The sequence below is a fragment of the Burkholderia sp. Bp8984 genome (assembly GCF_003853755.1).
GTDB lineage: Bacteria > Pseudomonadota > Gammaproteobacteria > Burkholderiales > Burkholderiaceae > Burkholderia.
In genome coordinates this window covers 140,975-163,939 of record NZ_QTQN01000006.1, presented here as the reverse complement: position 1 = coordinate 163,939, position 22,965 = coordinate 140,975, and the positions used below count along the sequence as shown (strand labels likewise).

Annotated in this window: 22 protein-coding genes; all 22 read right to left on the bottom strand. The window is 61.6% G+C overall.

Annotated elements, in window-relative coordinates; genetic code table 11:
- Positions 1-37: 37 nt before the first annotated feature.
- Positions 38-1,561: an LPD7 domain-containing protein gene (locus tag DID98_RS09015; RefSeq protein WP_124570603.1), complete on the bottom strand. Its 1,524-nt coding sequence runs from the start codon at positions 1,559-1,561 to the stop codon at positions 38-40.
- 57 nt (positions 1,562-1,618) lie between these two features.
- On the bottom strand, positions 1,619-3,475 hold the full coding sequence (locus DID98_RS09010; protein WP_124570602.1) for a PriCT-2 domain-containing protein: 1,857 nt from the start codon (positions 3,473-3,475) through the stop codon (positions 1,619-1,621).
- A complete protein-coding gene (locus tag DID98_RS09005) occupies positions 3,472-5,187 on the bottom strand; it encodes a type IV secretory system conjugative DNA transfer family protein (protein WP_124570601.1) in 1,716 nt (571 codons plus the stop codon). The genes DID98_RS09010 and DID98_RS09005 overlap by 4 nt, the downstream gene beginning before the upstream one ends.
- Positions 5,184-5,558: a hypothetical protein gene (locus DID98_RS09000; protein WP_124570600.1), complete on the bottom strand. Its 375-nt coding sequence runs from the start codon at positions 5,556-5,558 to the stop codon at positions 5,184-5,186. The genes DID98_RS09005 and DID98_RS09000 overlap by 4 nt, the downstream gene beginning before the upstream one ends.
- Positions 5,559-5,566: 8 nt before the next feature.
- On the bottom strand, positions 5,567-6,685 hold the full coding sequence (gene virB11, locus DID98_RS08995) for a P-type DNA transfer ATPase VirB11 (RefSeq protein WP_124570599.1): 1,119 nt from the start codon (positions 6,683-6,685) through the stop codon (positions 5,567-5,569).
- Positions 6,682-7,917, bottom strand: a complete 1,236-nt coding sequence (gene virB10, locus DID98_RS08990) for a type IV secretion system protein VirB10 (protein ID WP_124570598.1) — start codon at positions 7,915-7,917, stop codon at positions 6,682-6,684. Before virB10 ends, virB11 begins: the two co-directional genes overlap by 4 nt.
- Positions 7,910-8,734, bottom strand: a complete 825-nt coding sequence (locus tag DID98_RS08985; RefSeq protein WP_124570597.1) for a TrbG/VirB9 family P-type conjugative transfer protein — start codon at positions 8,732-8,734, stop codon at positions 7,910-7,912. Before DID98_RS08985 ends, virB10 begins: the two co-directional genes overlap by 8 nt.
- Entirely contained in the window at positions 8,731-9,429 is a 699-nt protein-coding gene (locus tag DID98_RS08980; RefSeq protein ID WP_124570596.1) for a virB8 family protein, read from the bottom strand. The genes DID98_RS08985 and DID98_RS08980 overlap by 4 nt, the downstream gene beginning before the upstream one ends.
- A gap of 209 nt (positions 9,430-9,638) precedes the next feature.
- The gene (gene virB5, locus DID98_RS08970; protein ID WP_124570595.1) at positions 9,639-10,334 is read right to left on the bottom strand and encodes a P-type DNA transfer protein VirB5; all 696 of its coding nucleotides are present in this window, start codon (positions 10,332-10,334) and stop codon (positions 9,639-9,641) included.
- Positions 10,335-10,350: 16 nt separating this feature from the next.
- Complete coding sequence (locus DID98_RS08965) at positions 10,351-11,520, bottom strand: type IV secretion system protein (protein WP_124570594.1); 1,170 nt, start codon at positions 11,518-11,520, stop codon at positions 10,351-10,353.
- On the bottom strand, positions 11,520-13,985 hold the full coding sequence (locus DID98_RS08960) for a VirB4 family type IV secretion/conjugal transfer ATPase (protein ID WP_124570593.1): 2,466 nt from the start codon (positions 13,983-13,985) through the stop codon (positions 11,520-11,522). Before DID98_RS08960 ends, DID98_RS08965 begins: the two co-directional genes overlap by 1 nt.
- 1 nt (position 13,986) lies before the next feature.
- Positions 13,987-14,307 carry a type IV secretion system protein VirB3 gene (locus DID98_RS08955; protein ID WP_059493347.1) on the bottom strand — a complete coding sequence of 107 codons (321 nt, stop codon included), beginning with the start codon at positions 14,305-14,307 and terminating at the stop codon, positions 13,987-13,989.
- A gap of 18 nt (positions 14,308-14,325) precedes the next feature.
- Positions 14,326-14,667: a TrbC/VirB2 family protein gene (locus tag DID98_RS08950; protein ID WP_124570592.1), complete on the bottom strand. Its 342-nt coding sequence runs from the start codon at positions 14,665-14,667 to the stop codon at positions 14,326-14,328.
- A 48-nt stretch (positions 14,668-14,715) separates the two neighbouring features.
- Positions 14,716-15,387: a lytic transglycosylase domain-containing protein gene (locus DID98_RS08945; RefSeq protein ID WP_124570591.1), complete on the bottom strand. Its 672-nt coding sequence runs from the start codon at positions 15,385-15,387 to the stop codon at positions 14,716-14,718.
- Positions 15,384-15,932 (bottom strand): hypothetical protein, encoded by a 549-nt coding sequence (locus DID98_RS08940; protein WP_124570590.1) that lies wholly within the window; start codon positions 15,930-15,932, stop codon positions 15,384-15,386. Before DID98_RS08940 ends, DID98_RS08945 begins: the two co-directional genes overlap by 4 nt.
- Positions 15,925-16,767 carry a ParA family protein gene (locus DID98_RS08935; RefSeq protein WP_185640838.1) on the bottom strand — a complete coding sequence of 281 codons (843 nt, stop codon included), beginning with the start codon at positions 16,765-16,767 and terminating at the stop codon, positions 15,925-15,927. The genes DID98_RS08940 and DID98_RS08935 overlap by 8 nt, the downstream gene beginning before the upstream one ends.
- Positions 16,768-17,522: 755 nt before the next feature.
- The gene (locus DID98_RS08925) at positions 17,523-17,774 is read right to left on the bottom strand and encodes an AlpA family transcriptional regulator (RefSeq protein ID WP_081052594.1); all 252 of its coding nucleotides are present in this window, start codon (positions 17,772-17,774) and stop codon (positions 17,523-17,525) included.
- Between the two features lie 280 nt (positions 17,775-18,054).
- Positions 18,055-18,513, bottom strand: a complete 459-nt coding sequence (locus DID98_RS08920; protein WP_124570587.1) for a hypothetical protein — start codon at positions 18,511-18,513, stop codon at positions 18,055-18,057.
- A gap of 154 nt (positions 18,514-18,667) precedes the next feature.
- A complete protein-coding gene (locus tag DID98_RS08915) occupies positions 18,668-19,705 on the bottom strand; it encodes a porin (protein ID WP_124570586.1) in 1,038 nt (345 codons plus the stop codon).
- A gap of 61 nt (positions 19,706-19,766) precedes the next feature.
- The gene (locus DID98_RS08910) at positions 19,767-20,321 is read right to left on the bottom strand and encodes an amino acid synthesis family protein (protein ID WP_124570585.1); all 555 of its coding nucleotides are present in this window, start codon (positions 20,319-20,321) and stop codon (positions 19,767-19,769) included.
- Positions 20,318-21,730 carry an amidase family protein gene (locus DID98_RS08905; RefSeq protein ID WP_124570584.1) on the bottom strand — a complete coding sequence of 471 codons (1,413 nt, stop codon included), beginning with the start codon at positions 21,728-21,730 and terminating at the stop codon, positions 20,318-20,320. Before DID98_RS08905 ends, DID98_RS08910 begins: the two co-directional genes overlap by 4 nt.
- Positions 21,731-21,776: 46 nt before the next feature.
- On the bottom strand, positions 21,777-22,961 hold the full coding sequence (locus DID98_RS08900; protein WP_124570616.1) for an ABC transporter substrate-binding protein: 1,185 nt from the start codon (positions 22,959-22,961) through the stop codon (positions 21,777-21,779).
- Positions 22,962-22,965 lie beyond the last annotated feature (4 nt).

Genomic DNA, 22,965 nt, shown 5'->3' with positions numbered 1-22,965 from the left:
TCGACGCACAGACGCTCGCGGCCGACCACGATTCACCTCAGCGAGATGGTGATGGTGGTGACGGTTCGCCAGGCATTCGCTCGATCTCTCGGGTAGGCGTGCGTTCGGAGGTCCGATGCTTGCGACGATTCCGGTCCGATGGCGCGTTCGGATCAAACACCTTCGGCGTCGGTACCGGGATGCCCTCGCGCTGGAACGCAACCAACATGCGCTCCGCACGCTTCTGTACCAGAGCAATGGACCGCTGGCTAAAACCCTGCTCGCGCATAGCTGCCGTCAGCACGGCCAGATGAAGCTCCCGTTCATTTTCTGAATCGAGCGCGCCATAACGTCCTTGAGGCTCTGGCTCCCCAACCGGGGCAACGTGTGAATCCGCAGATTGGGCTTCTTCGCCCGGCGGATTTTCTGATTGCCGCGCGACAGAAACATCACGCCCCCGCTGCGCGACTTCCACCTGCCACGTATTGCGGTAAACGTCTTTCTCGTCTTCGCCAATCACCCGTCCTTCGTCATTCAAATTCGGCACTCGAACCGTGACGAGGCGTTTGCCGAGATTCTCGAGCATCACCTGCTGCCCGATTTGAGCATTCGCTTCACGCACCGCGCGCTCGAGATCGACACCCCACACCACCTGATCGATTCCAGTCTCGTCGCGAAACACGACGTAATACGAGCCGCTGCGCGCCGGATTGTGTTGGTATGGTGCGCCACCATGCTCACGCAGTTCCCCGACGTAGCGCCGTGGACCATCGATCTCGTCGCGTGCTGCGTTCTGGTTTCCCTCGGGAATAGCCGATTCAGAAGCGGCCGGACGGCGTGGTGCAAATGAAGGAGATGGGTTTACGGCCATCCTTGCGTCGACGCGAGGCGCGGATGAAACCATCGTTCGATCATCTAGGCGACCCGGTGCGTCCGCAACAGGCGGTGATCCGGCGTGCGCCGCTACCTCAATGCGATTGTCCAGCCGCGCCTGCCGCGCATCCGCCAGACGCGCCAGATCAGCCGCTTTTGGTTCGTAGCCGCTCACCTCGATGCCGAGCAGCGTGCCTTGCAGCCACGCCTCGCGGCGAAATACCTCGTGCCCGGACACTCGAATGCGCCGCCACGACTTCGCATGCGCCATGTCGATCATGGACTCGACTACGTCCGGGCGGTTGTGCTCGGTAACGAGATACGGCCCCAGATCTTCAAATGCCAGCTGATACGGCGCGTCCTTCAGGAAATACTGGTTGCCGGTGCGCACGTAGCGCTTGCGTACTCGTTCAGGCGGTTGGTCGAGCGGCGCACTGACTCGATCCGTCTCGTCCGGTATCCCGTTCGGCGACAGAGTCTCGGCATGCTGGGCGACGGTGGCATCATCGCGGATCGCCTTCTCTCGCAATCTAGCCAGGGCAGCGTCGAAGTCCCGTCGGCGTCGAGCCGATACTGCTTCTTTCGCGGCCAGATTCAGCCTCTCATGACGTTCGTCCACCGCAGCTGGACCTACACTATCGCCCGTTAAATCCTGTTCAATCATGTTGATAACTGGATCGGCTTCATCGGCGGCAATTCTCTGGGCCATGTCACCACCTCGCATTTTCAAGATCGGCATTGCACGTGCGCGCTATGCTGACGAGCCTTATCGGTCGGGCCTCGACCCAGTTTCGCGGGACACCTCCTGTTCCCGCGACTTTTCGAGCGCGGCGGCCCGCGCCTCCCGGATGCGTGCCCAGGATCTCGCCTGCAACTGATCGAGCATCCCCTCAAGATTGGGGCTGTAATTCAGCTCGCGGGCGGATTTCTTCAGCGAACCGACCATGCGTTCGAGCAGGTCGCGGGCCCGGTCCCATGGATAGACCTTCGGTTGGCCGCCGTCGTAACCTACCTGTAACTCGGCCCCGTTCAGCCGCGCGTGTTCGTCCATCCATTTCAGCCGCTCGGACACAAACGTCATCTGATCCTTGCGGTGGAACACGACACTACGCGTCGCGACCTCCTGTACCAGATAGTGTTCCGTGTTGAATACTTCGCCGCGATAGAGTCCGCCGTTCTCGCGCGGCGTGGCCATCCTGAGCGGCGAACCGAACCGGTGTTCAGCCAACGCCCTGACCTCATTCGGAACGTCGCCCACCTCGAACAGCGGTTCGCCTACCGGCGGTCGCGACGATGCAAACCTCGGCGGATCGGCAACCGGAGGGGCAACAGCCGGCGATACAGCAGCGGAAGAATCCGTCGATGGTGGTGCCGAACCGGACGCGCCATCCGCGGCCGGCACATCTGGTGCATCCTGTTTTCGCGTACTGCGCTTCGAGGACCGGCGACGCGGCGTCCCTTCGTCGTCGGTTAATAGCTTTTCCTTGACGTTGCCCATCTTTTCGCCCTCCTTATGCTGGTCCACCTCAAACACTGTCGTACCGGATACGGCGGAGATATCCGGTTGACCATGCGCCTTCTCAACGAAACGGACCACGGCGTGCAAGTATTCGCCGACCGCATTAAAGCCCGACAACACTGCCATGTCGCTGAAGTCGTTCGGCACGTTGCCGTCGATGCGCGCCTCAGGAGCAAACTTCGGCCAGACCACACGCGCCTGCGCTGCCGCCGCGGCCTGTCGCGCCTGCGTCTCACCGCGGCCTAGTTCACCCAGCACGATCAGGTTCGCATCGGGAAATCTTTCACGCAGGCTCTGCGCCACCAGCCTCAGATTACCGCTCGACAACGCCGCCACAGCGAACCAGTCCGTCGCACGCGACGCGGACAATGCCGTCGCCATGCCCTCTGCGATCAGAATCTGCGGCGATTCGTGTCCGAAAACGAGCGTCGGCGCCGTCATCCAGTACCCGCCCTTTTTCACACCGCCGGCCAGCGACGATTTCCGCCCGTGCTCATCGATCAGCTCCAGTGTCGAGATGGGCCCGTTCCAGACTGGCAGGATCAGCACACGCCCCGTCAGCGGTTCCTCCCCGCTGGCCGGCGTATAGCCAAGCAGCGCACGCAATTCAAGCGCATCCAGTTCACGCAGCGTGCCGGTCGGATCAAGATGCTTGCGCACAAGGTAGGGATGCTCCGGGCCGACTGGCCTCGCCCACGCCCAGATTGATGCTGCCTCGCGAGCTACTGCTGCATGACGCGCCTCTCGCTGCTCCTCCTGCTTTGCGCGCTGCGCCAGCACCTCGGGCGAGGCTGCGAGTATGGCTGTCATGCGGTCGGGATAATTCGTTCGCTTCAGATCAAAACCATGCTGGCGTGCCTGCCAGAATAACGTGGCAAGCGTCTTGCCACCCGATGCGCCGATCGAGCGCCACGTGGTCCGAGCCGCACGCTCGTCATAGTTGGCGGCCGTTCGGCTCCACGCATCCCAAATTTCAAAACCTTCTTCGCCGAAGCCCTGCTTAAGCGCGAACGCCATATCGACCCATGTCTCGTAGTCGTCGGCCGGAATCACCGCAAGTGCAGCACGCGCACGGTCTGCATCATGCACTTCAGATGTCGTCATTGCCGGGCTCCCATACTGAGCGGGCCGCTCGCGGCTGCATGCCGCGTCGACTCAACAAAATCGAGTTCAGCCACGTCCAGATCGGCCACGCTCAGATGACGACTTGCCTGGACAACCTTGCTGGCCGGGACGCCCAGCAGCGTGAAATGCCGTTCCACGTAAGCCACTGCGTCCTCCTCACTGATGTCGGTTAGGTTCGGCGGCAGGTCACGTGGATCCCATGCCTGTAATACTTCGAGGTATTCGGACGGCAGACTGACGAGCCCCGCACCGTCCGGATCGATCTCATCGGGATGCAGATCGCGCAATCGGCGCTCGACAACCGCACTGAAATAGGCCATGTTCAGGGCCGGCACGGACGGCGCAGGCAGGACGCGCGACGCAAACTCGGGATCGCGCCAGTAGCAGATCTTGTCGGCCAGGATCGGCTTGGTGTTTTCGAGCAAGATGATTTCCTTGTCACGCCCCAGTTCCTTCAGTTCCTGCGGCAACAGCAACGGTCGACGCTGTTCCGATACGCTTTCGCTCGATCCACCGCGGCCAAAGAGCGCATTGGAGCGGCTCACACTGCGCGACTGGTCGGTGAACGTACCGAGCATTTCCGAGTAGTCGTTCGCGTCCTTTTGCTCGCGCGGTGCATAGATAATCTGCATCGCGTGATTCGTGATGAACGTACGCGCGTCAGCCCGCCCGTACACCGATTCGAGTTGCGCGATCGACTGCACGATCGATAGCAAGCGCAGGTTGTAGCCCGCCATATAAGCGACCGCGCGCGCAATGATTTGGATCTTCCCGATCGAGGTCATCTCATCGAGCAGCAGAAGACACTGAAATTGCAGCGTGGGATCGACTTCAGGTAGTTGCTTCGTGTTCAGGTTGACGAGCTGCGAGAACACAAGATTGACGAGCAAAGCCGCTTCGGACAGATGGTCGGGCGTAATGCCGATATAAATCGACATGCGACGACGGCGCACGTCGCGCAGATCGAAATCGTTCGCGCTGGTCGACGCGTCGACGAGCGGATTGGCCCAGATCGTGAGTGGCGCGTTGAACGTCGCCAGCACGCTCGCCAGAACCTTGTCGTCGTTGGACAGGAAGCGATTCAAGGCATCGATGCATTGCCCCGAGAGCAGCCCACGGTGCCGGACCAGCGCACGTTGCAAGTAGCCCTTGACCGGCATGCCATTGCCCGACGATTGCCGTAGCACCTCCCCCATCGTGACGGGAAAGTCGGGGATCGACGCTCCCTTGCCGGCTCGGCGCGCGTCGCGCCATTCGCACAGCAGGAGCACGATGCCGAGGAACAGATTTCTTGCTTGATCCTTCCAAAAGTCGTCGTGGCCGCCAGCGGGATACAACGCATAACCGATGGCGAGGATGTCGCCCACCCGAAACAAGCCGTTGGTGATCGCCGACAGCGGGTTGTAGCGATGCGTGCGGCCGTCCTCGGCAAACGGGTTAAACAAGTACACATCCTGCCCATGTGCTCGGCGAAAGCCCGCTGTGGCTGCATAGTTTTCCTGCTTGATGTCGAGCGCGACCACCGAATCGGGAAAGGTGAGCAGATTCGGGATCACGACACCAACACCCTTGCCAGAGCGGGCCGGCGCCGCGAGCAGCACGAACTGCTGGCCCGCAAACCGCAGGTAGCGACCACGCCAGACGCCTACGACTATCGCCGATGGAACATCCAAGTGGGGGCGCGTCGTCATAGCAGGCCCGCCCGGCGAATTTCCGACTCGCTCGCAAAGCGCGCGCTGCCATAGAGGCAACGTCGGCTCGCACCCGTCCATAGCGCATGCAAAGCAAATCCCGGACCGCCAAAGGACAGGAGCCCGCCTAGGAGCGCCGCCCCCGCCAACTGGCGACCGATGTTCGGCATCGTCCCATCTCGCCAGGCCAACGCCGCATCGGGCCAGCCCCACAGCCCAGCGTGCAGCGGATTGATTCGCAGACTGGCATACAGGAAGAACGACGCGAGCCAGAGCGACGCAGCGATTCCCCCCATCAGGCAAGCCAGCACCGCCACCGTCACGGCTGTCGTCCGGGTATGCTCGAGCAAAGGGAGAGCGATATGGTCCATATTCGCCCCTACACGAAGGCGGTGCGCGCCTTGCGCACCGGATCGAACCAGACTTCGGTCATGCCCCAGCGCCTGCCGATCTGTTCACCCACCGCATTGAATATCGGGCGTGACTCCATGTGCGCAACAACATCGACGGTCAGGAACAGCAGCCTCTTGAGCGCGGCATCGTCCCAGGCGACAGCCTCCGGGTGTTCCTTCGCCATCAGCGCGAAACGCTCGATTGCGACGGCCGCATTGGGGGCGTGATAGCTCGTAATCGAACCCGCATGCCCAGTCGTCAGGAGCTTCAGGAAGTCGTAGGCTTCGGCACCGCGTAGCTCAGCCAGCAGCACACGGTCCGGACGCATGCGCATTGCACTCGCGATCAGATCTGCGGGTGTTACGCGTGCGTGTCCGTGCCCACCCTTGCTGTACTGCAAATGCACGCAGTTCTCGATATGCCGGATGAACAACTCGCGAACGTCCTCGATCGTCACGATCCGCTCGGTGGCCGGAATCGAACGGCACAAGGTCTTCATGAAACTGGTCTTCCCAGACCCTGTATTGCCGACCACAGCGATATTAAGTCGGCCCCTGACAGCGTGATCGAAGAAGGCGCTCCAGTCGTGCGCGTCCAGGGTTTCGATAAGCTCGCGATCGTCGGCTCGCAATGCCGACAACGCTGAATCGAGTCTGTCTGGCCGGCGCCATACCGTCTCGTCGAACAACCCCTCGTCACGACACGCATCGAGCGTCTTTTCGTCGGAGGACGGACGACGGATCGTGACCGACACCGTTCGCTGCGGCACGACCGGTGGCACCACGATCTGGATACGTGCATCATTCGGCAGCAGCGCTGAAAGGACCGGATACTGAGACGATATTTCCTGGTGGGTCAGCGTGGCCACTGCCACGGCGAACGACATCAGCCGATCAAAGTCAAGATCCTGGCAATCATGGCCGTGCCAGCCGAGCGAGTCCTCGGTCAAGGCACGCTTTGGCCGATTGATCACCAGTTCTGTCACGTCGGGATTGTCGAGCAGCAGCGCAAATGGACGCATCAGTTCGCGAACCGATGCGTCCTCAGGTAGCCGAACCAGTGCGGGGTCACGTGACAAATCCTGCCCGTGTGCGCGAATCGTCATCGCATGCCCTCCGGCTGCAGGGCATACACCGATCCGAAGTCCAGATCGCGGGCAATCACAATTGTGAACTCCGCACCCTGGTTCTGGGTGAGCGTCGGCGGAATATTGATCGTGCTATCAAGCACGCGCGTGGCCATGTCGTTACCCTGCTGTTGCGTGCTCTGGAACACCACCGAGCCGTTGGTATTGCCACCGCGTGTAGACAGATAGCCGATTGCGTCCTGAACTGAGCCGAGCAGCAGCGCCGCGCCGAAGCGCTCGCGCCAGTGGTTGTCCACGTAACCGTCAATACCCATTCGGCCGAGCGCATCGGCCGCCGGCGAGTCGATTTCGACCGTGACGCCGTAGGGCGTCTTGATGCGGGCCGACAGCACGAACACCCGCTTCTGGCCCGGGGACAGGTTCGAACGGTACTGGCTGTTGATCTGCGAACCCCGTTCAATCAGCACGACGCTGCCATCGTCGGAATACACGTTCTTGCTCACGGTACAGGTCGACAGGCCAGCCTCCGTCGAGTCGAACGCCGTGTCACCCACGCAGTCGATCTTGGCGCCTTGCGCGAGCACCAGACTTCGATTGCCGAGCGTTCCCGCCTGAACTCGCGGTGTAGCGCTCGGCGTCAGCGCCTGAGCGAGTGAGCCGCCAGCTTGCCCCGACCGTGGAGCTAACGCGCCTGCGGCCCTCGTGACACCTGCTGCAGCTGAGGAAGTTGCGTCCGTCACCCCATCCGACTCCAGCACGCCGGGCTCACCACCCGCTGAACCCTGTCTACCGACCGTTTCGAGCAACGGTGCGTCGTAGTAGCTGCGAGGAACTGCAGCGTGTACGGTACGAGCAGGCGCGAGTGCCCCCGCCGTGGACGCGGGAAGGACGGTAATCGGGCTTGCGGGTACCGGCGCCGAAGCTGGGCCACCGGCCGACGACGCTGGCAGCTCCTTGAACAGGCGTCCCTGAGAAGATGTGCCAGCCACCGCATCGCGCCGCGCCTTCGCTTCGGCATCGTGCCGCGCGAGGAAACCGTGCACGGTCCACACTGCGCCGACGCCGACGACCAATACGATCCCAACGGGCGTGAGCCACCAGGCGCGCGGACGAGCACCGCGGTATTGCCCCAGCTCCGGCATACCGCGATCTGCGGAAATACTTGATGCCCCCTCGTTCTGGTCGTGTCCAGACTGCGAGTCAGCGGCATCGTCGGGCTCGATCGCATTGCGCGGGTTATCGTCATTCATCACGATGGCTCCGCAGCACGCGCTTCACCCCATTGACCGTCGTGCCGTCACGGGGCGGTACGCCGTCCATGTCGTAAGCGTCGTTCCAGATTCCAACGACCTCTCCTGCCAGCCGCAACACGAAACGCTTCGCCACCTCGTGCACAACGATCGTGTCGCCGTCGACGTGCTTGTCGACGACGCTCTCCGTGCCGTCGTCTGCCACGCGAAAAATCGCCGGCATGCGTCGATTTTTCGGAATGCGCAAATAAGTAAAGCGTCCGTCGTCCCATGCCGCGGTCGGTGCGATATCGTCGGAGTTCGGCATGACCTGCATCGAATATTGTGCGTTACGCACGGCTGCTGGCTGCGCAAGACGTTTCGCGACCAGTTCGACATCCGAATTCCCCTGTGCTTGCTTGGCCAACTCGTCCAGATAGACGAACGTCACGCGATACATCACACGGCCATTGCCGAACTTCGACTTGAGCGGAAGCACGACCAGATCGAAGCTGTAGCTGTGACGATCGGTGCGAATTTCGAGATTCGAGTCGTGCGCGGCGAGCTGCGGCTTCAGGTACACATCATGATCGCCCTTGCTCGCCACCACCTGCCAGCCATCCCGATCTCCGGGTGCGACCACCTGAATATGCTCGTGTGGCCCCAAGGCAATGTGCATCGCGAAGCCACGCTGGGCCTCGACGCGCACCACGTCATCCGCTCGATAGATCACCTGGCGGACACGCGAGTCTTCATTCCATCCGGGGAGATTGACAGCCTGCACTGCACCTGCGAACAACATGCTTACCAGCACAGCTCCCAAAGGAAGCGCTTTCATGGTGTGCCTCCTGCTGATGACGCTGGCGGCGTGTATTCCGCATCGCGGCTATAGGCGGTGACCTTGAAGCCGAACGGATTGGCGATCGCCACGCTCTCGCGCGTGAACACCGGCGGTCGGTAGGTATAAGCCAGCGTGATCACGAAACGCTGCGCAGGCTCGGCATGAGCCTCGCCGTTCTTGAACGACGTGCGCTCGACATGCACGACCGCATGGCCCGGTTCGTCGGGTGGCAGCGTGATCGAAAGAATCCGGACGCGCCGTTCGATACTCGCTCCTAACTGCTGGTCCAGTGCGGACGGACCGCTGTAAATACCGCGATAATCGCGGGCGACGGCGTCATCGCTCATCGCGAGCACGCTGTCATAGTCCATCTGCAGCAGTCCCCAGTCGTAGCGCTCGCGGGCTCGCACATAATTCTCGACCCAGTGCTTGTCCTGGATTTCCTTTGTGTGCACATGGCGCGCGTCGAGCACGTCGATCACCTGGGATTCGCCCGTCAGACGATCGACCTCGATCGGCAAGGGGACCACGCGATAGAACGGCACCATCACCGCAAGCGCAATGGCACAAAACACCGCGACACCGACCGCCGCATACGCGACATACCACGCACGTCGTTCAGAGCGCTCCTGGAGGTCAGTCAGCGACGCCTCGATGTCGAGCACGCGACCATAATCGTGCGACGCGTTCATGATCGGTCTCCGACATCCGACGATGCCGGCTGGTTCGGAGCGGTGGGCACCGCCATTGGCCAGTCCGGGACGGGCGGCACGCGGTTGATCGGCACGCGATGCAAACCGTCCGGCAACACGGGTTTCGGTGGCCCGCTGCTGCAAGCGGCCAGACTCCAGGCGAGGCACCCGGCCAACGTCAGTGAGCTCAGCTTGAACATGGCGTCACCTCAGTTTCCGAATGACACAGGCACCATTCGGTCCTGTGGCCGGTTGGTCTTGCCCGCTCGGCTCAATACCAGTTCGCTCCGCTGTTCGGCCACGAGCTTGTCCTCGGTCTCGGCCAGCATCCGGAAGAGTTGCAGCTTCGTCATCTCGTTGCCGACCGCTGTCGATTCCGTCTGAATGCGCGCCTGTAACTCGGCCACGCCCTTCGGATCCTGCGTCGCATTGATCTGTTGCGCCAAGCTCTGGATCTGGTTCAGCTCCTGCAACTCGGTCTGGTATGCCTGCAGGCCAAACGCCTTATCCTGGTAGGGCTTGTTGAGCGCGCGCTGGCACAGCTGTCGATCGATTCCGGTCTGATCCTCGCAGTTGTAAATCTGACTGGCCGAGCGCAACGCCTGCGCGCTGCCGGTCAGGCCCGCGTAACCACCGTTCTGGATGGCGGTATAGACGCCCTGCCAGTTCGATGGCAACGAGTTGGCGACGATCGGATTGCTCAGCAGCGCACCGAAGCCGCGTGTACCGACCGTCGACTGGTAGATCTGGATTTCCTGCTGCACCTGCTGCTTGAGCTGACCGACAGTCGCAATGGCCTGCACCACGTTCTGCGCGTCATAGACTGGGATCCCTTGCGCGTGAGCGCCGGCGCACCACGCCGCCCACATGCATACGGCACGCAACCATCTGCTTCGTCCGTCCATGGTCGTCACCTCCCTCTCAACTGTTCTGCTGGCCCAAATTCGCGCGCGCAACGCGCTGGTAAGCCGGCACTGCACCGCCGCCCGATCCACCACTCGATCCGCCGCCTAAACCGGTCAGGTCGCGAATCTCACCACCGGAGCGCGGTCCTTGTCCGTTACGGACGAGCACCCGGCCGAGCGCCGTGACGAGACTTCGCGACGCCATGCCGGCTGCAAACGCCCCAAAACCCGATAGGGTTGCGCCACCAGACAGGCCAGCCGCAACAGATGGCAACTGCCAACCGACCATCGCGAGGAACAAGCCGGTCGCAAACATGCTAATCGCAGCGGCGGCCGGAGCGGCATCGTCAAGGGAGGCGGAAATCGCTTGCATCAGGGCTGACGAGTCGGCACCGGGTGAACTGCTCGTCGCATGGAGCGAGGTGAGCTCGGCCGAGAACGCTGTGAGCGCCATACCGAGGAACGCTGCGACAAGGACCTGCAGCAACGCGTAATTGGCAAGCTTCGCGGTCCACGCTTCGAAAAACCGCGCGGTCGGCGCAAATGCCCCGCACGCGATGAAGATCGGGCCCAGTCCGAGCACAAGTTCGAGCAGCATCCTCGCCATCACCACCTCGAAGGCCAGGACAATCAAAAAGATCGAGCCACCGAGCGCGGCAATCAGGCCGCAGAGGAAATCCCCCATCGCGGCGGCCAGACCGCTCGGGCTGATCCCCTCGTGCGTCGCCTTGTTGAAGTAGGCGTCCATCACGAGGTCAACCTGCTGGTCGTAGCAGTCGAGCGTCTGATAAATGCTGGTCGCAGCAGCCTGTCCTGTTACGCTACTGTCATTGGTCGAACCGCATCCCGGATTACCCCCACCCGTCGTGTTCGCCGCATTCTGGATTGTCTGTGCCAGCCCCGCCGTCGCACCGTTGACCGCACCGACGACGTGCTGCTGGTAGATCCCGGCGCTCAGCGCGAACGCCAGCGTGATCGCCACTTTCAACCCTCGCCAGGCAAAGGCAGGCACGGCCTCGTGGGCCTCGCCGCGTACCACCGCGAGACCATAGGCCAGCACCCAGATCGTCACGGCCGTGGTCGCAACGGGCACGAGTGCCCCGGAAAGCGCCGACGACACATTCGTCACGTAGCTCGACATGCCGTTTTCAAGGGTGCCACCCACAGCGGTAAAGAGGCCGCTCATCACGCACCTCCCGGACCTGGCTTTGAAGACGGTCGCGCTCCGACCTGCGCCGCGCGGCGCTTCGCGAGCTCGTCATGGAATACGGGTAGCCAATCCTGCGGTGCGTCGCCAACCTGAGCGCGAATCGTGTCGAGCAGTTCCACGTTGTCGGTCGTGCCAGAGAGCACATCGAGCACATCCCCGAGCCCGGCGAGATCGAGCCGGCCAATCGCGGAGCGATGGCCCTGTTTGACGAGGAACAGGCGACTGCTCTCGCCCAGGTTGCGTACGATATTGAATTCCGCGTCGGTCAACTTGAAGCCATGCACATAATCGTCGTAGTCGGCGCGCGGATTCGGCAGGAAGAAGAATGTCGCGCTCTGCTCGATCAGCGCACTCGCGATGTCACTGCGCAACACATCGGCCGGTGACTGAGTGTCGAAAATCCCCAGCCCGTTCTGTTTGCGGATCGTCTTCTGCTTGTTTTTGGCGAAATCCGTAAAGACAGGATCGCTGAGCCGCTTCCAGAATTCGGTCATCACGTAAATGAAGCGTCGACCGTCAATCAAGTGCTCGGTCCGATGCAGCAGGTACATCGTGACGGGCGTCGATACCTCGGTATCGTCCAGCAGCTCGGTATCGTCAAAACCAAACAGGTCCGCGTGCGCCAGATCGATGCGATCAGTCGGATTGTCGAGCACCCAACCCAGACGCCCGCCCGCACACCATTTCGCCAGTCGCGCGTGCAAGCTGTTTTCACCGACGTTCGGCAAAAGCTGCCGTACCATCGACAGGCGGCGCAGCGGTTTATCCATACGCGCGACCTCGCGAACAGCACGCGAGATGTCGAGTTCGTCCTTCGCCGACATCGGCGCACCGATGTCGACGAGTTTGCGCACAAGGCGCTCCCAAAAGTCGATCACCAGCTCATCCGGCGGCATCTGGAACGGATTCAGCCCAGTTGGTTCACCGCGGCGGAATACCGTATAGGTCCCACCCATCGCACGAATCGCGATCTCCGTGCCGCGGTCCTTGTCAAACAGCACGGCTGTGATGCCATACTTGGTCGCCATGGCCAGCAGGAATAGCTCGAGCACCGTCTTGCCCGCGCCGGCTCGGCCGATGATCTGGGTGTTGGCAAGCGCCTTCTCGTCGAACGAGTCCTGCTTGTCCGGTGTCGCGTGGAAGTTCAGATAGAGTGGCTGGCCGCTCGGCGTCTTGACGATCGTGATTGCCTCGCCCCACGGATTACCGTCACGTTTGCCGGTCGCGAAGTTGTGCAGACTCGCCAGGCCACAAAAATTGCGCGACGTGAGCTTTGCCTCGCGCGGCCGATAGCGCCAGTTGGCCGGCAGTTGCGCGAACCACGCCGCATCAGCCACCAGATCGATCAGTGCCGTCTGGAAGCCGGCATCGGCCAGTTGCGTACGGGCTTTGGCGATGCTTCGTGACACTTCGTCCAGCGTGTCACCGAGCACCGCCAGCGAATAGTGGTACTCGCCGAGAACGAAATTCCCGTTGATCAGCTCATCGAGCGCCTGGTCGATCGCTTCGACCTGGGACACAGCAACATCTTCGCCGGCGATGAGCTGATTGCGCTGCCGCTCCAGCGCTTCCTTCCCTGTGGGTTTGTCCAGGATCGTGAAGCTCTGCGTCTCGATATACTCGAAGTCGCCGTACAGCAAGCCGTTGAGCATGCCTGGTTCGGTGTCTTCCGGATAATCCTTGAGGTCGAGCATCGCCGCGAAGCGCGTTTTCGTCGGCATACGAATCTCGACTTTCTCGGCACCGACAAACAGCCGCGAAATCGGCAGCGCCTCGCGAATCGGGCCAGCGGGCACGGGTTCGCGCTCCCAAACCCCGTTGACCAGATAGCCGAGCAACTCCAGCGCCGACGAATAGCGGCGCGAGGTCCGCCCGACGGGGCTGGGCCGGCGATAAACGCCAAGCGCAATCGGCTCGTACGGTTTGAGGCTGGATTCAACCTGGGCGGAGAGCTCCGTCATGACCTTCAATGCGTCGACCTGATCGCGTCGGATATCGTCGCGCGTGCGGCGTGCCGCACGGCTGAAGACACGTCCCAGTCGCGTGCGGTTTGGGCGGTAGACCACCGTCAGATACAACTCGTTGGCCATCATCCGGTAGCCCGAAAAGCTCCCGTAGTAGCGTGTCGCAAGCTCCTCGCAGAAGTGATTGCGGTACTGGGTCGAAAACTGGTCCGACACCCGCCGACGCAAACGATGCGACCACAGCGACACATGGCCGCCCGCGAGTCCACGCACGAACTGGTTGAACCCGTCATGCCGCGCGAGGATATCGGCAGGATCGGCCGCCTCAAAGGCGATGCCGGCGATCTTCCAGATTTGCACGTAGTCGCCTTCGCGCGTCTTGATAACGTGGTCGGTCACATGTGTCGAGTACGGGATATAGCCGGCAAGCGGTACTTCCCGGTTCGCGACGGACACGATCGGCATCTTTCCCGCCATCTCACGCCCTCCTCTTCAGGCGCACCGGCACATAGGCATGCACGCCCCAGAAGCGGCGATTGCGCTGGCACAGCGCCATACGAACGCGTCGCCCGTGCTGCGCGAGCCGCTGGTCGTCATGGCGCGTGATCCACCGCATCGCGACGAATACGGGAATCATCAGAAAGAGGATCGCGACGCCCAGCAGCGGACTGGCCAGCAGTGCCCAGATGGCCGGAATCAGCATGCCGCCGCCGATCATCAGGAACGGAACCAGCGGCACCCCCCACAGCATCGCGGGACGGGTGCAGCCTTTGAAGACGGGATCTTTGAGTGCGTGCATGGTTCGGCGCCGCCCAGATCAACTCGTCGGGATCAACATGCCGGCGATGACCGTCGCGCAACCGACGAACAGGCCGCCGATAAACACATTCGCGATATCACCGAACCGGGCGTGCTGGAACATCATTCGAAATCCCGCCCAGATAATGGAAATCGAACAGATCACGCCGCCGACGCTCAACAGTGTTGTCTGGATCATGTTCAGCAGCGCATTGACCTGAGATAGTTGCGCCCATGCCGGAACAACGAACATCAGGGACGAAGCGGCCAGAGCGATTGCGCGAGCCGTTCTTCGCCCGGATAGCAGTCTCACCATTCGCACATCGATCGCCCATTTATTGAATCGTATTCCTAAATACATGTCCGACTCCGCGTCGATTGATCACCACCTGATTCCTAAAATGAAGAGCTAGAACACCACTGCACTCGCGTCCGGTTCGCGCTCCGGATCCGCAACGGGCGACACCGCATTCACTCCGTCGTAATCCCGTCGCGATGGCTGCTGAATCAAAGATCGAGAGCGTGATGAACGGATAGGCGGCACAGAACCGATCGGTAAGACCGGAATTGGCACGATCTCCGGTACGGAAGACTTCAGCGTCGCGGCGTTCTCGACGACATGCTGTACGTAGCCCGTCCGGTAGCCGGTCGAGAAATTACCGCTCGCATAGCAGGACAGACCCGCGCGCAGCGCGGCTTGGACATCAGATTGATGATCGGTCAGTACACGGAACTCGCTGGCCTTCGCCGCCGCGCTAAAACAACGGTGGAGGATCGCCGCACCGGCCGCCAAGTTGCGGCACGGCTCAAACGCGTTCTCGGGGGTCATGCCGTAGGCCGGCCAATTCTCCCGATTCACCTGCGCGAGTCCGACGCTGAAGTTCCAGCCGGTCTCCTCCAACGCACGTGCTGTCGCGACCGCTTCGGCGGCACTCAATGGCTGTCGACGCAACCGACCGTGTACGACGCCAATCGCGTAGGGATTGAATCCAGATTCGGTCCGCACGATCGCCGCCATCGTGGTCGGGTTGATCTGCGGCGCACAGCGTTGCGCGATGGACAAGAAATCGAGCGGCATCATCGATTCCTCCAACCAAGTCGATTGACCTGCTGCAGGTGATCCGCTGTCGAATTTCCAATGTCATAGGTCGACGGTGCGCTGCCAGCGCCATAGAATTTCGTGACCGTCGGTCTCTGGTTTCCGACACGCCGCCAGACACGATCATCGAGTTGATAGTCGACCTTGGCGTTGATCGCACCAATTGCCTGCCACATACGTTCGCTCTGCTCCGACCCAGCCCAGTACAACATGGGTTCTCGGCAATAGCTGGAGTCGGCGAACGTGTTGGTCGCCGATCCGCCTCGCGCGCCACCTGTAGCGAAATCGCAAGTTGGAAACGGATCACCGTGTCGCAGCGCGTCCCATAATCTTTCGATTGGCGGTTCGCATTCCGCGTACTGCTCCGGGCCACCCGGATTAGACAGACACAACATCACCTGACAGCCCCAATCGTCCGCATGCGTCACATCGGGCCACGCCATGAACGTGCCAAGCACGACGGCAAGCGAAACCACACCGAACCGCACAGTTCGACGTATATTCGGAATCGAGGTGAACTTACACATGACACGCCTCGCTCCATTCCGACTGCAACGGGGCCTCGCGTATGGCATCGAGTCGTCGAGCGATCACATCGAAACACGCGCTCATGGCCATCCATTCGCGATGAACATTCACATCGCCCTGGACAAGTTCCGCTACCGATATCCCACATGCCTGCGCCCGCGGAATGACGTCGAGCCGAGGCAGCAACAGGTGGCCTGTTGGACTTTGATCATGCGGAACCAGCCATGCGCCCATGGGCACCTCGAACCAACCACGCCGAGTCTGCTGCGAGGTCGGCTCGATGCAGTTGGGCACGATGCCGATAAAGCAGAGCGACGGATTGAGGCGCGCGCGTACATCGCGCACGCCCTTGTCGCCGTTGACAAAATCAACGATCGGCTCCAGCGCGTCTGGTGACAACGTAACTGGACTGATCAGCGCATCCGCGAGCGCTGCCGCGCATACGGCACGCAAATCAGGCCACGGTGAACTATCGATCAGACAGATGTCGAACAATGCGTCGACCTGGGACAACAAGTGTCGCAAGTTGGCGTAACAACGCGCGCCGACCGGATCGTCCCGATACGCAATGCCGGCGATAGTGGCTGCGGCGAGCACCCCAATGTACGGTCTGGCCGTGTCAGATAGTCGATCGCGCCGAACATTGGATGACGGGCACTTCGTCATGCGCGCGCAGGTGCCGCGTGTGAGCGAAATGGCACTGCATGCCGGCTCGGCCAGATCAAGCACCAACACCCGGTATCCACGTACCAGACGAAGATAATGGGCGAACTGACACACGAACGTCGTTCTGCCTGTACCACCATGAGCCGAAGCCACTAGAAGCGATTTCATGACCGTGTTTCCTCGGATGAGCTCCGAGCGTCGACAGCCGTCCATGAAAAAGAGAACCCGCGGCGTCACAAAGACCACCGCGGGTTCAACGGGGAATCTTGAAACCCAACCAGCAAACAAAAAGCCTGCGATTGCGAACCAATCGCAGGCTTTCTCATGTGTGCTACGGCACACCTTTCACAGACATCGATGCATCGGGGCCGCTAACGCGTACTCGGTCGTGCTACGCACGTTGACCGGATCAGATTGTTGGCTTCACTGTAGGTCAGCCGTCACGGCGATTCAAGCGCCGACGCTCGCCAACAGAACGCATTTCGTTCCCAGTCGCGCCGCAATATTCCTTGCTGTTCCTATATTTAGTTTTTGTTCGGCAAGAACGTGATCTTGTCCACGACTCACCATCGCGATGCGCCTGCGCTTCGCTCTGCATGAGCGCCTATGCAACTGAACTCGCCGAACATTCATTCCGCGAACGCTACTGTGTGAACTTGCCTTCCTCAAGGGCGCGGGCAAGCGCGGACCGCGCAGCACGGAGTTCGAAATCGAACAGATGACCTGGATGGCGAACAATCTTCAGTCGTCGACACACGACCTCCCGACTCGCATGCCAGAGGTAGACCATCCGCAGAACCTCCCGATGTCGTGGCTGCAGCGTTCGCCACGCCCGGGTTACACGTTCGGCATCGCCGGGATCGTACGCGCCGCGATTCGACTGCCCCCAATTGCGAAGACGCTCATCGAGTGACGGCGATTGCTCATCGTGCTTCACCGCCATCTCCCCTGTCTTCCGTCTCGTGCGCCTGGGATGCTCGATATCGCGACGGATCGGCCAGGAATTGTTCGATATCGGTCGCCCGCCACCCTACCATTCGTCCACCAAGCGGAATGGCAGGCGGAAACGTTCCGTCTCGCATGCGCTTATAGATTGTCGATCTCGATAGGCCCGTGCACCGCTCGACTTGTCGGCGGCGCAAGATCGTTCGCGTTCCATCATCATTCCAAGACATGATTAGCCCTCCATATCCGGCACGAACATGGCCGGAACTGAAAGGCATTCAAGCAGCAAGGATGATCAGATACCAAACCCGTCGTACCGACGGGACATTCCGTCGGTTAAAAATGGTGTCTCTCCAGAGATTGCACGCGACATGCTCGTGATCCGTCGCATCGAAGCCTGGCAACGCCATCGCGTTTCGATACGACCTTTCCACAGTGACCGATGTGGTATTGGTCACGCGGAGGCTGAAAGGATGATCTCAGGATGCGCTTACGGTAAGCTGTTTGGCTTCACGGCGCCGCGCCCGACGTCGGAATGGGTGACCGGATCTGTCCGGTCATGAATCGTTGAAGGTCTTCCCATGCGGTGCAGTACCTGTGCATCGATACCGCCGCCAACTGCTCGTCATGGACGACTAACATCTGCTCGATCGTGGACTGCTCGCGATCGAGCAACAACCAGGCAGCGCCCTGCTCCGCACGTGCAATGCAGGCCTCCAAAGCGGCCTCGGCTTGCCGGTACAGGTTCAAATCCGCCCCCGCTCCCGTCTCGTTGCGCATATAGAATGCGAGATAGACGACCCGTAGCAGACAACTAATTTGCTCTTCTCCCCCGTGACCAGCCCTTACAGCGGCCAGTGCCATATGATTTTCGAGGGACAGCGCTCGGACCTTCGCGGTCGGCAACGGCAGAAGGTCGCCTTTGGTAAGCGGCTTGCGTCCCGCGCGTCGGACTATCGGCAAAACCATGAGCCATGAAGTGTTCGTGATGATGTTGGGACATGATACCGCGAGCCTCACGTCGAGGCAGAGCGCACCGTGCTCTGTCGAATCGATGCGTGCGCAACGCAGCCGAAGTCGGATACCGGCCCGGCCGCGTTCTGCTGCAACGAAGCGGCGTAACTTAGAACTTGACCCGCATTCCGGCGCCTACACTATTGCCAGTCGACACACCTGTGATCGTGTCATAACGCCAAGCTGCATACACATCGGTCCGCTTCGACAACGGGTAGTCGTAGCCGAGCGCGAGCGTCGACCAACGGAGATGATCTCCGACCGACGGTCGCCGCCGCGTTCCCGCCCACGACATCAGTACGCTTCCTAACCCTATCCGAACGCTTGCCCCGAGCTGCACCGTATCGTCCGTGACGCGATTGTTGTTGTCCACGCGCTCGTACTGGGCGAACAGCTTGACCACACTCAACCGATACGCGCCACCGACCATCCATGCAGTCTGCGTAGTGGCGCCGTTCAGAAACAACGATGCCGTGTGCAGACTCTGCACGGCGGCCGTCGCCGAAAACGGGCCACCGAAATACAAGACGTTCGCGCTGTAGTTGGCCTGCCCGGCATGGCCGGCAACGCCAGCGTTGCTGTACAGCAGGCTTCCGGACAGACCGGCAACCTCGGGAGTCTGATAAAGGAGCGAATTGTCGATCGCCGTGTCGCTCTGGAGCGACGCAGCACCCATGGCCGAGCCAAGGAAACTATGGACGACAATCGGCGAGAAGACGAACGAATTGCCGAACGGATTGAACAGCAGCGTCGACACGAACAGTGGCGCGGTATTGCGCCCCAGCGTCAACGCTCCGAAATGACCGCTCAGACCAACGAAGGCATTTCGCCCAAAAAATGACTGTCCGGGAAACGAACCGGCCTGACCGCCGTTGATACGATAAAAGCTCTCGAGCGTGAAGACGGCCTTCATCCCCCCGCCCAGATCCTCCGTACCGGACATCCCCCAATACGAAGTCGTCATCCCGCCGGAGCCGACTTGCCACGCGTTGCCGGCTGCACCAGCAGGATGCACTTCGCCAATGAATGCGTCCGCTAGCCCATACAGCGAGACCGATGATTGCGCATGTGCGATCCCGGCACCGGTGCACACGCCCAACGTTACAGCCAACTTAGCCACGCTTCCCCGAAATGTTCTTATCTGCATGATGTCTCCTTCGTCTTTGTGATTGTTTGTTCGTGTCGTGCCGTCTTGGCATCGACACTGTTCAGTCCGGTCGAACACGCGCTAGCGGTCTACCGCTGTCGGCCAGCGCGATCGCCACTACGATCTCGTTCGGCGCTGGCGCATCGGCGAGCGTCAGCGAGACCGTGTCAAAGTGGTCAAAGCTCCACATGTCGGTGCAGCCGTGGAGCGGAATGTCCACACACGCGCCCGGCGCCGCACGCTTGGTCACAGACGGAATCAACGACGTCGCGCCTGGCAAGCTCTCGCGCATGGCCCTTCCCATGCGGGGATGCAAGAGCGCCGCCGCACATTCGAGCGGTACCGCGCTGCCCACGAGCGCTGCCTTGCCGTAGGCCTGAATTGCCGACGGCGTGACATCCAACGCCCATCGCGCCCGTCCGGTCAGCAACGTACCCAGCTCAGCGCCCAGTTCATAGAGCGACTCAAGCGCCGCAGTCGGCCCGTCCGCGTGCCAGTCGTCGAGCCGCAGAACCGCCGCCGCCACGACTTGCCGATGCGGCGGATCGACCTGTATTTGCAGTTCGGCGCGCCGCTCGAGGAGGTAAACGACGATTTTGGTGATGGGCGGATTCATATCCGCACCTCTACGACCTCAGTCTGGCCTTGCATTGCTTCTGGCGGAGCCGGAAACGGACCACGTGCGCACTCGTACGCCCGTGCCGCGCGCAGCACTAGCGCATCGCCGCCCGACGGCCCGATGATCTGTAGGCCCGTCGGTAACCCTCCAGGCAAACCACACGGCACGCTCGCCGCCGGCAACCCAGTCTGGTTACACCACGACGTCAACGGCGGCGCCATGCGCGAGTGCTCGGGCTGCCCCTGTGCGAGCGGCGGGGCACAATGGAATGTCGGCGTGAGCAGAAGGTCGTAGTCTTCAAAGAACGCGGCCATCGCGACCGTCAGCGCGTGGCGCGCCTGAAGCGCATCGACGAAGGTCGAAGTGAGGACGTCATCCCCTACCTCGGCCAGTGCACAGACATCCGGGTCAAGCTGCTGCCGCGCAGAGGGAGGAAGCTGCCGTGCTCTTTGCGCAAAGAAGACGGCCCACTGGGTCGCGTGCATGCGACTCTCCAGATAGCCGTCCAGCGGCTTCACGTCCGTTTCCTCGACCCGTGCCCCGAGTGCCTCGAACAGGCCCACCGCCTGACGGACGCTCACGGTGATGTCAGGCTCAACCTGTACGCCAGCAGGCGCCGGGCAATAGGCAATGCGCAACCCGGCGATGCCATCATCCAGACCGATGCGCAGATCGGGACAAGCAGAAACCAGTCTTCGCGCATCGCTCTGGCGGGCCATCACGGTCAGCATCAGCGCCGCGTCGCTTACGCAGCGCGCGATCGGCCCAAGCGTCGATAGGTGCGTCCAACTCACCGCCGCGCCGGCTGGCACAAGGTTGAACGACGGTTTCATTCCGACCACCCCACTCCAGCAGGCTGGGACGCGGATTGAGCCGCCGCCGTCGGTGGCCAGCGACAACGGTCCCATGCCGAGCGCAACCGCTACAGCTGATCCACCGCTGCTCCCGCCGGACGTGAGACGCCGGTCCCACGGGTTACGGGTAATGCCGGTGAGCGGGCTGTCCGTGACGATCTTGTTGCCAAACTCCGAGGTCGTAGTCTTGCCGAACAGCAGCGCGCCGGCCTGTCGCAGTCGCGCGACCGCGGGTGCGTCATCGGCCTCCGGCGCACTGGGTGACGTGAGCGATCCGTATCGGGTAGGCAGTCCGCGCACGGCGACGAGGTCCTTGACCGAAACCGGTACGCCATCCAGCAATCCACACGGCTCCCCGCGCATCCAGCGTCGCTCCGACTCGCGTGCGGCGGCCAGCGCGCTGTCCTCGTCGAGGCTGCACACGCCGTTGACAAGGGGATTGAAGAGCGCGACCCGGTCCAGAACCGCGGAAATAACTTCGACGGGCGAGAACGAGCGGCGTCGGTAGCCGACCATTAACTTCTCGACGTTCATTCCCAGTACGTCATTCATATGCAATCCTTAATAATCTAGAGAAATTAAAACGTGTTTGATTACCTCATTCCAATCCCTCGCACTGCGGTGAAATCGGTCCGGCCGAGTCCAACACCGCGAAACTATTGTCCGACAGTGCCCTGCCGATACGGGTTTGGCACAACACATGGTCGCCGTCCTGGCTCACGCCCGCCTTCCCCCGCGGCAGATTCAACGAAACACCCGGCAGCGCGACTTTCACGCGGGCAACGTCGACGCTGCCGGCCGCCTTGACAGCCGCTGCAAACAGGCGAAGTCCGGCATACGTGCACTCGCCGTGCGGGAGCACCACGGCCAACTGCCCTAACCGAGGGTCGTGTGGGCCAGCTTCATGTGCCGTGTAGCGCGCGAGAAAGTCCCGGTTCTCCGGGTTGTCGACACTCATGAAATACGAGGAAACGCCAATGATCCCGGTCGACGCGCCCGTGGTCGCGATCGACAGCGACTCGTGCGCAATGTCAGTCACCAGTTGCGGTTGCATGCCGAACGAGCGGTACTGCTTGACGAAGGTGACCGGGTCGTCGCCGATGCTGTGCCAGACAATCTGTGGGTGCTGGCTTGCGATCTGCTGCAAGACAGCACCATAATCGCGTGTGCCGAACGGCAACCAATACACGTTGAGAAACTGCCCGCCGTAACGCTTCACCGCTGCCTGCAGCGCGGGTACCAGCACCTTGCGGTTGCTGCCGATGTCCGAGACCACCGCGCAGACCGTTCGACCACCCTTGCGCATCAGCCAATCGATCAGTGGATCGACGCGCTGGTTGACAGTCAGGCCCGTAGTGAACAGATTCGGATCGCAGCGCCCCTCGTCGAAGTTCGGGTAGATCACGAGCCGCCCAGCGGACTTGGCGGCCTGCAACGCTGCTTCGCGCTCGGACGGTAGCACCATGCCGGTCAGGACCGCGACCTCATCGCGCATCAACAGTTGCCTGGCCTTCTGCAGCGTCACAGCAGTGGACATCTGGGTATCCTCGACGCTCAGTTGCAACGGGCGGCCCAGCAACCCACCGGAGGCATTGATTTCGTCGACGGCCAACTGCGCGCAGTTGCGGTTGGTTTCGCCCACGCGGGTGAGCGGACCGCTCAGCGGTGCAAGCAAGCCAATCTTAAGCGGCGCCGCGGCGCGCGCGAGCGACGGCACCACGGACGTGGCGAGTGCGCCAATGGCACTGAATAAGGCGGTTCGGGTAAAGGCGCGACGATTCATCGTA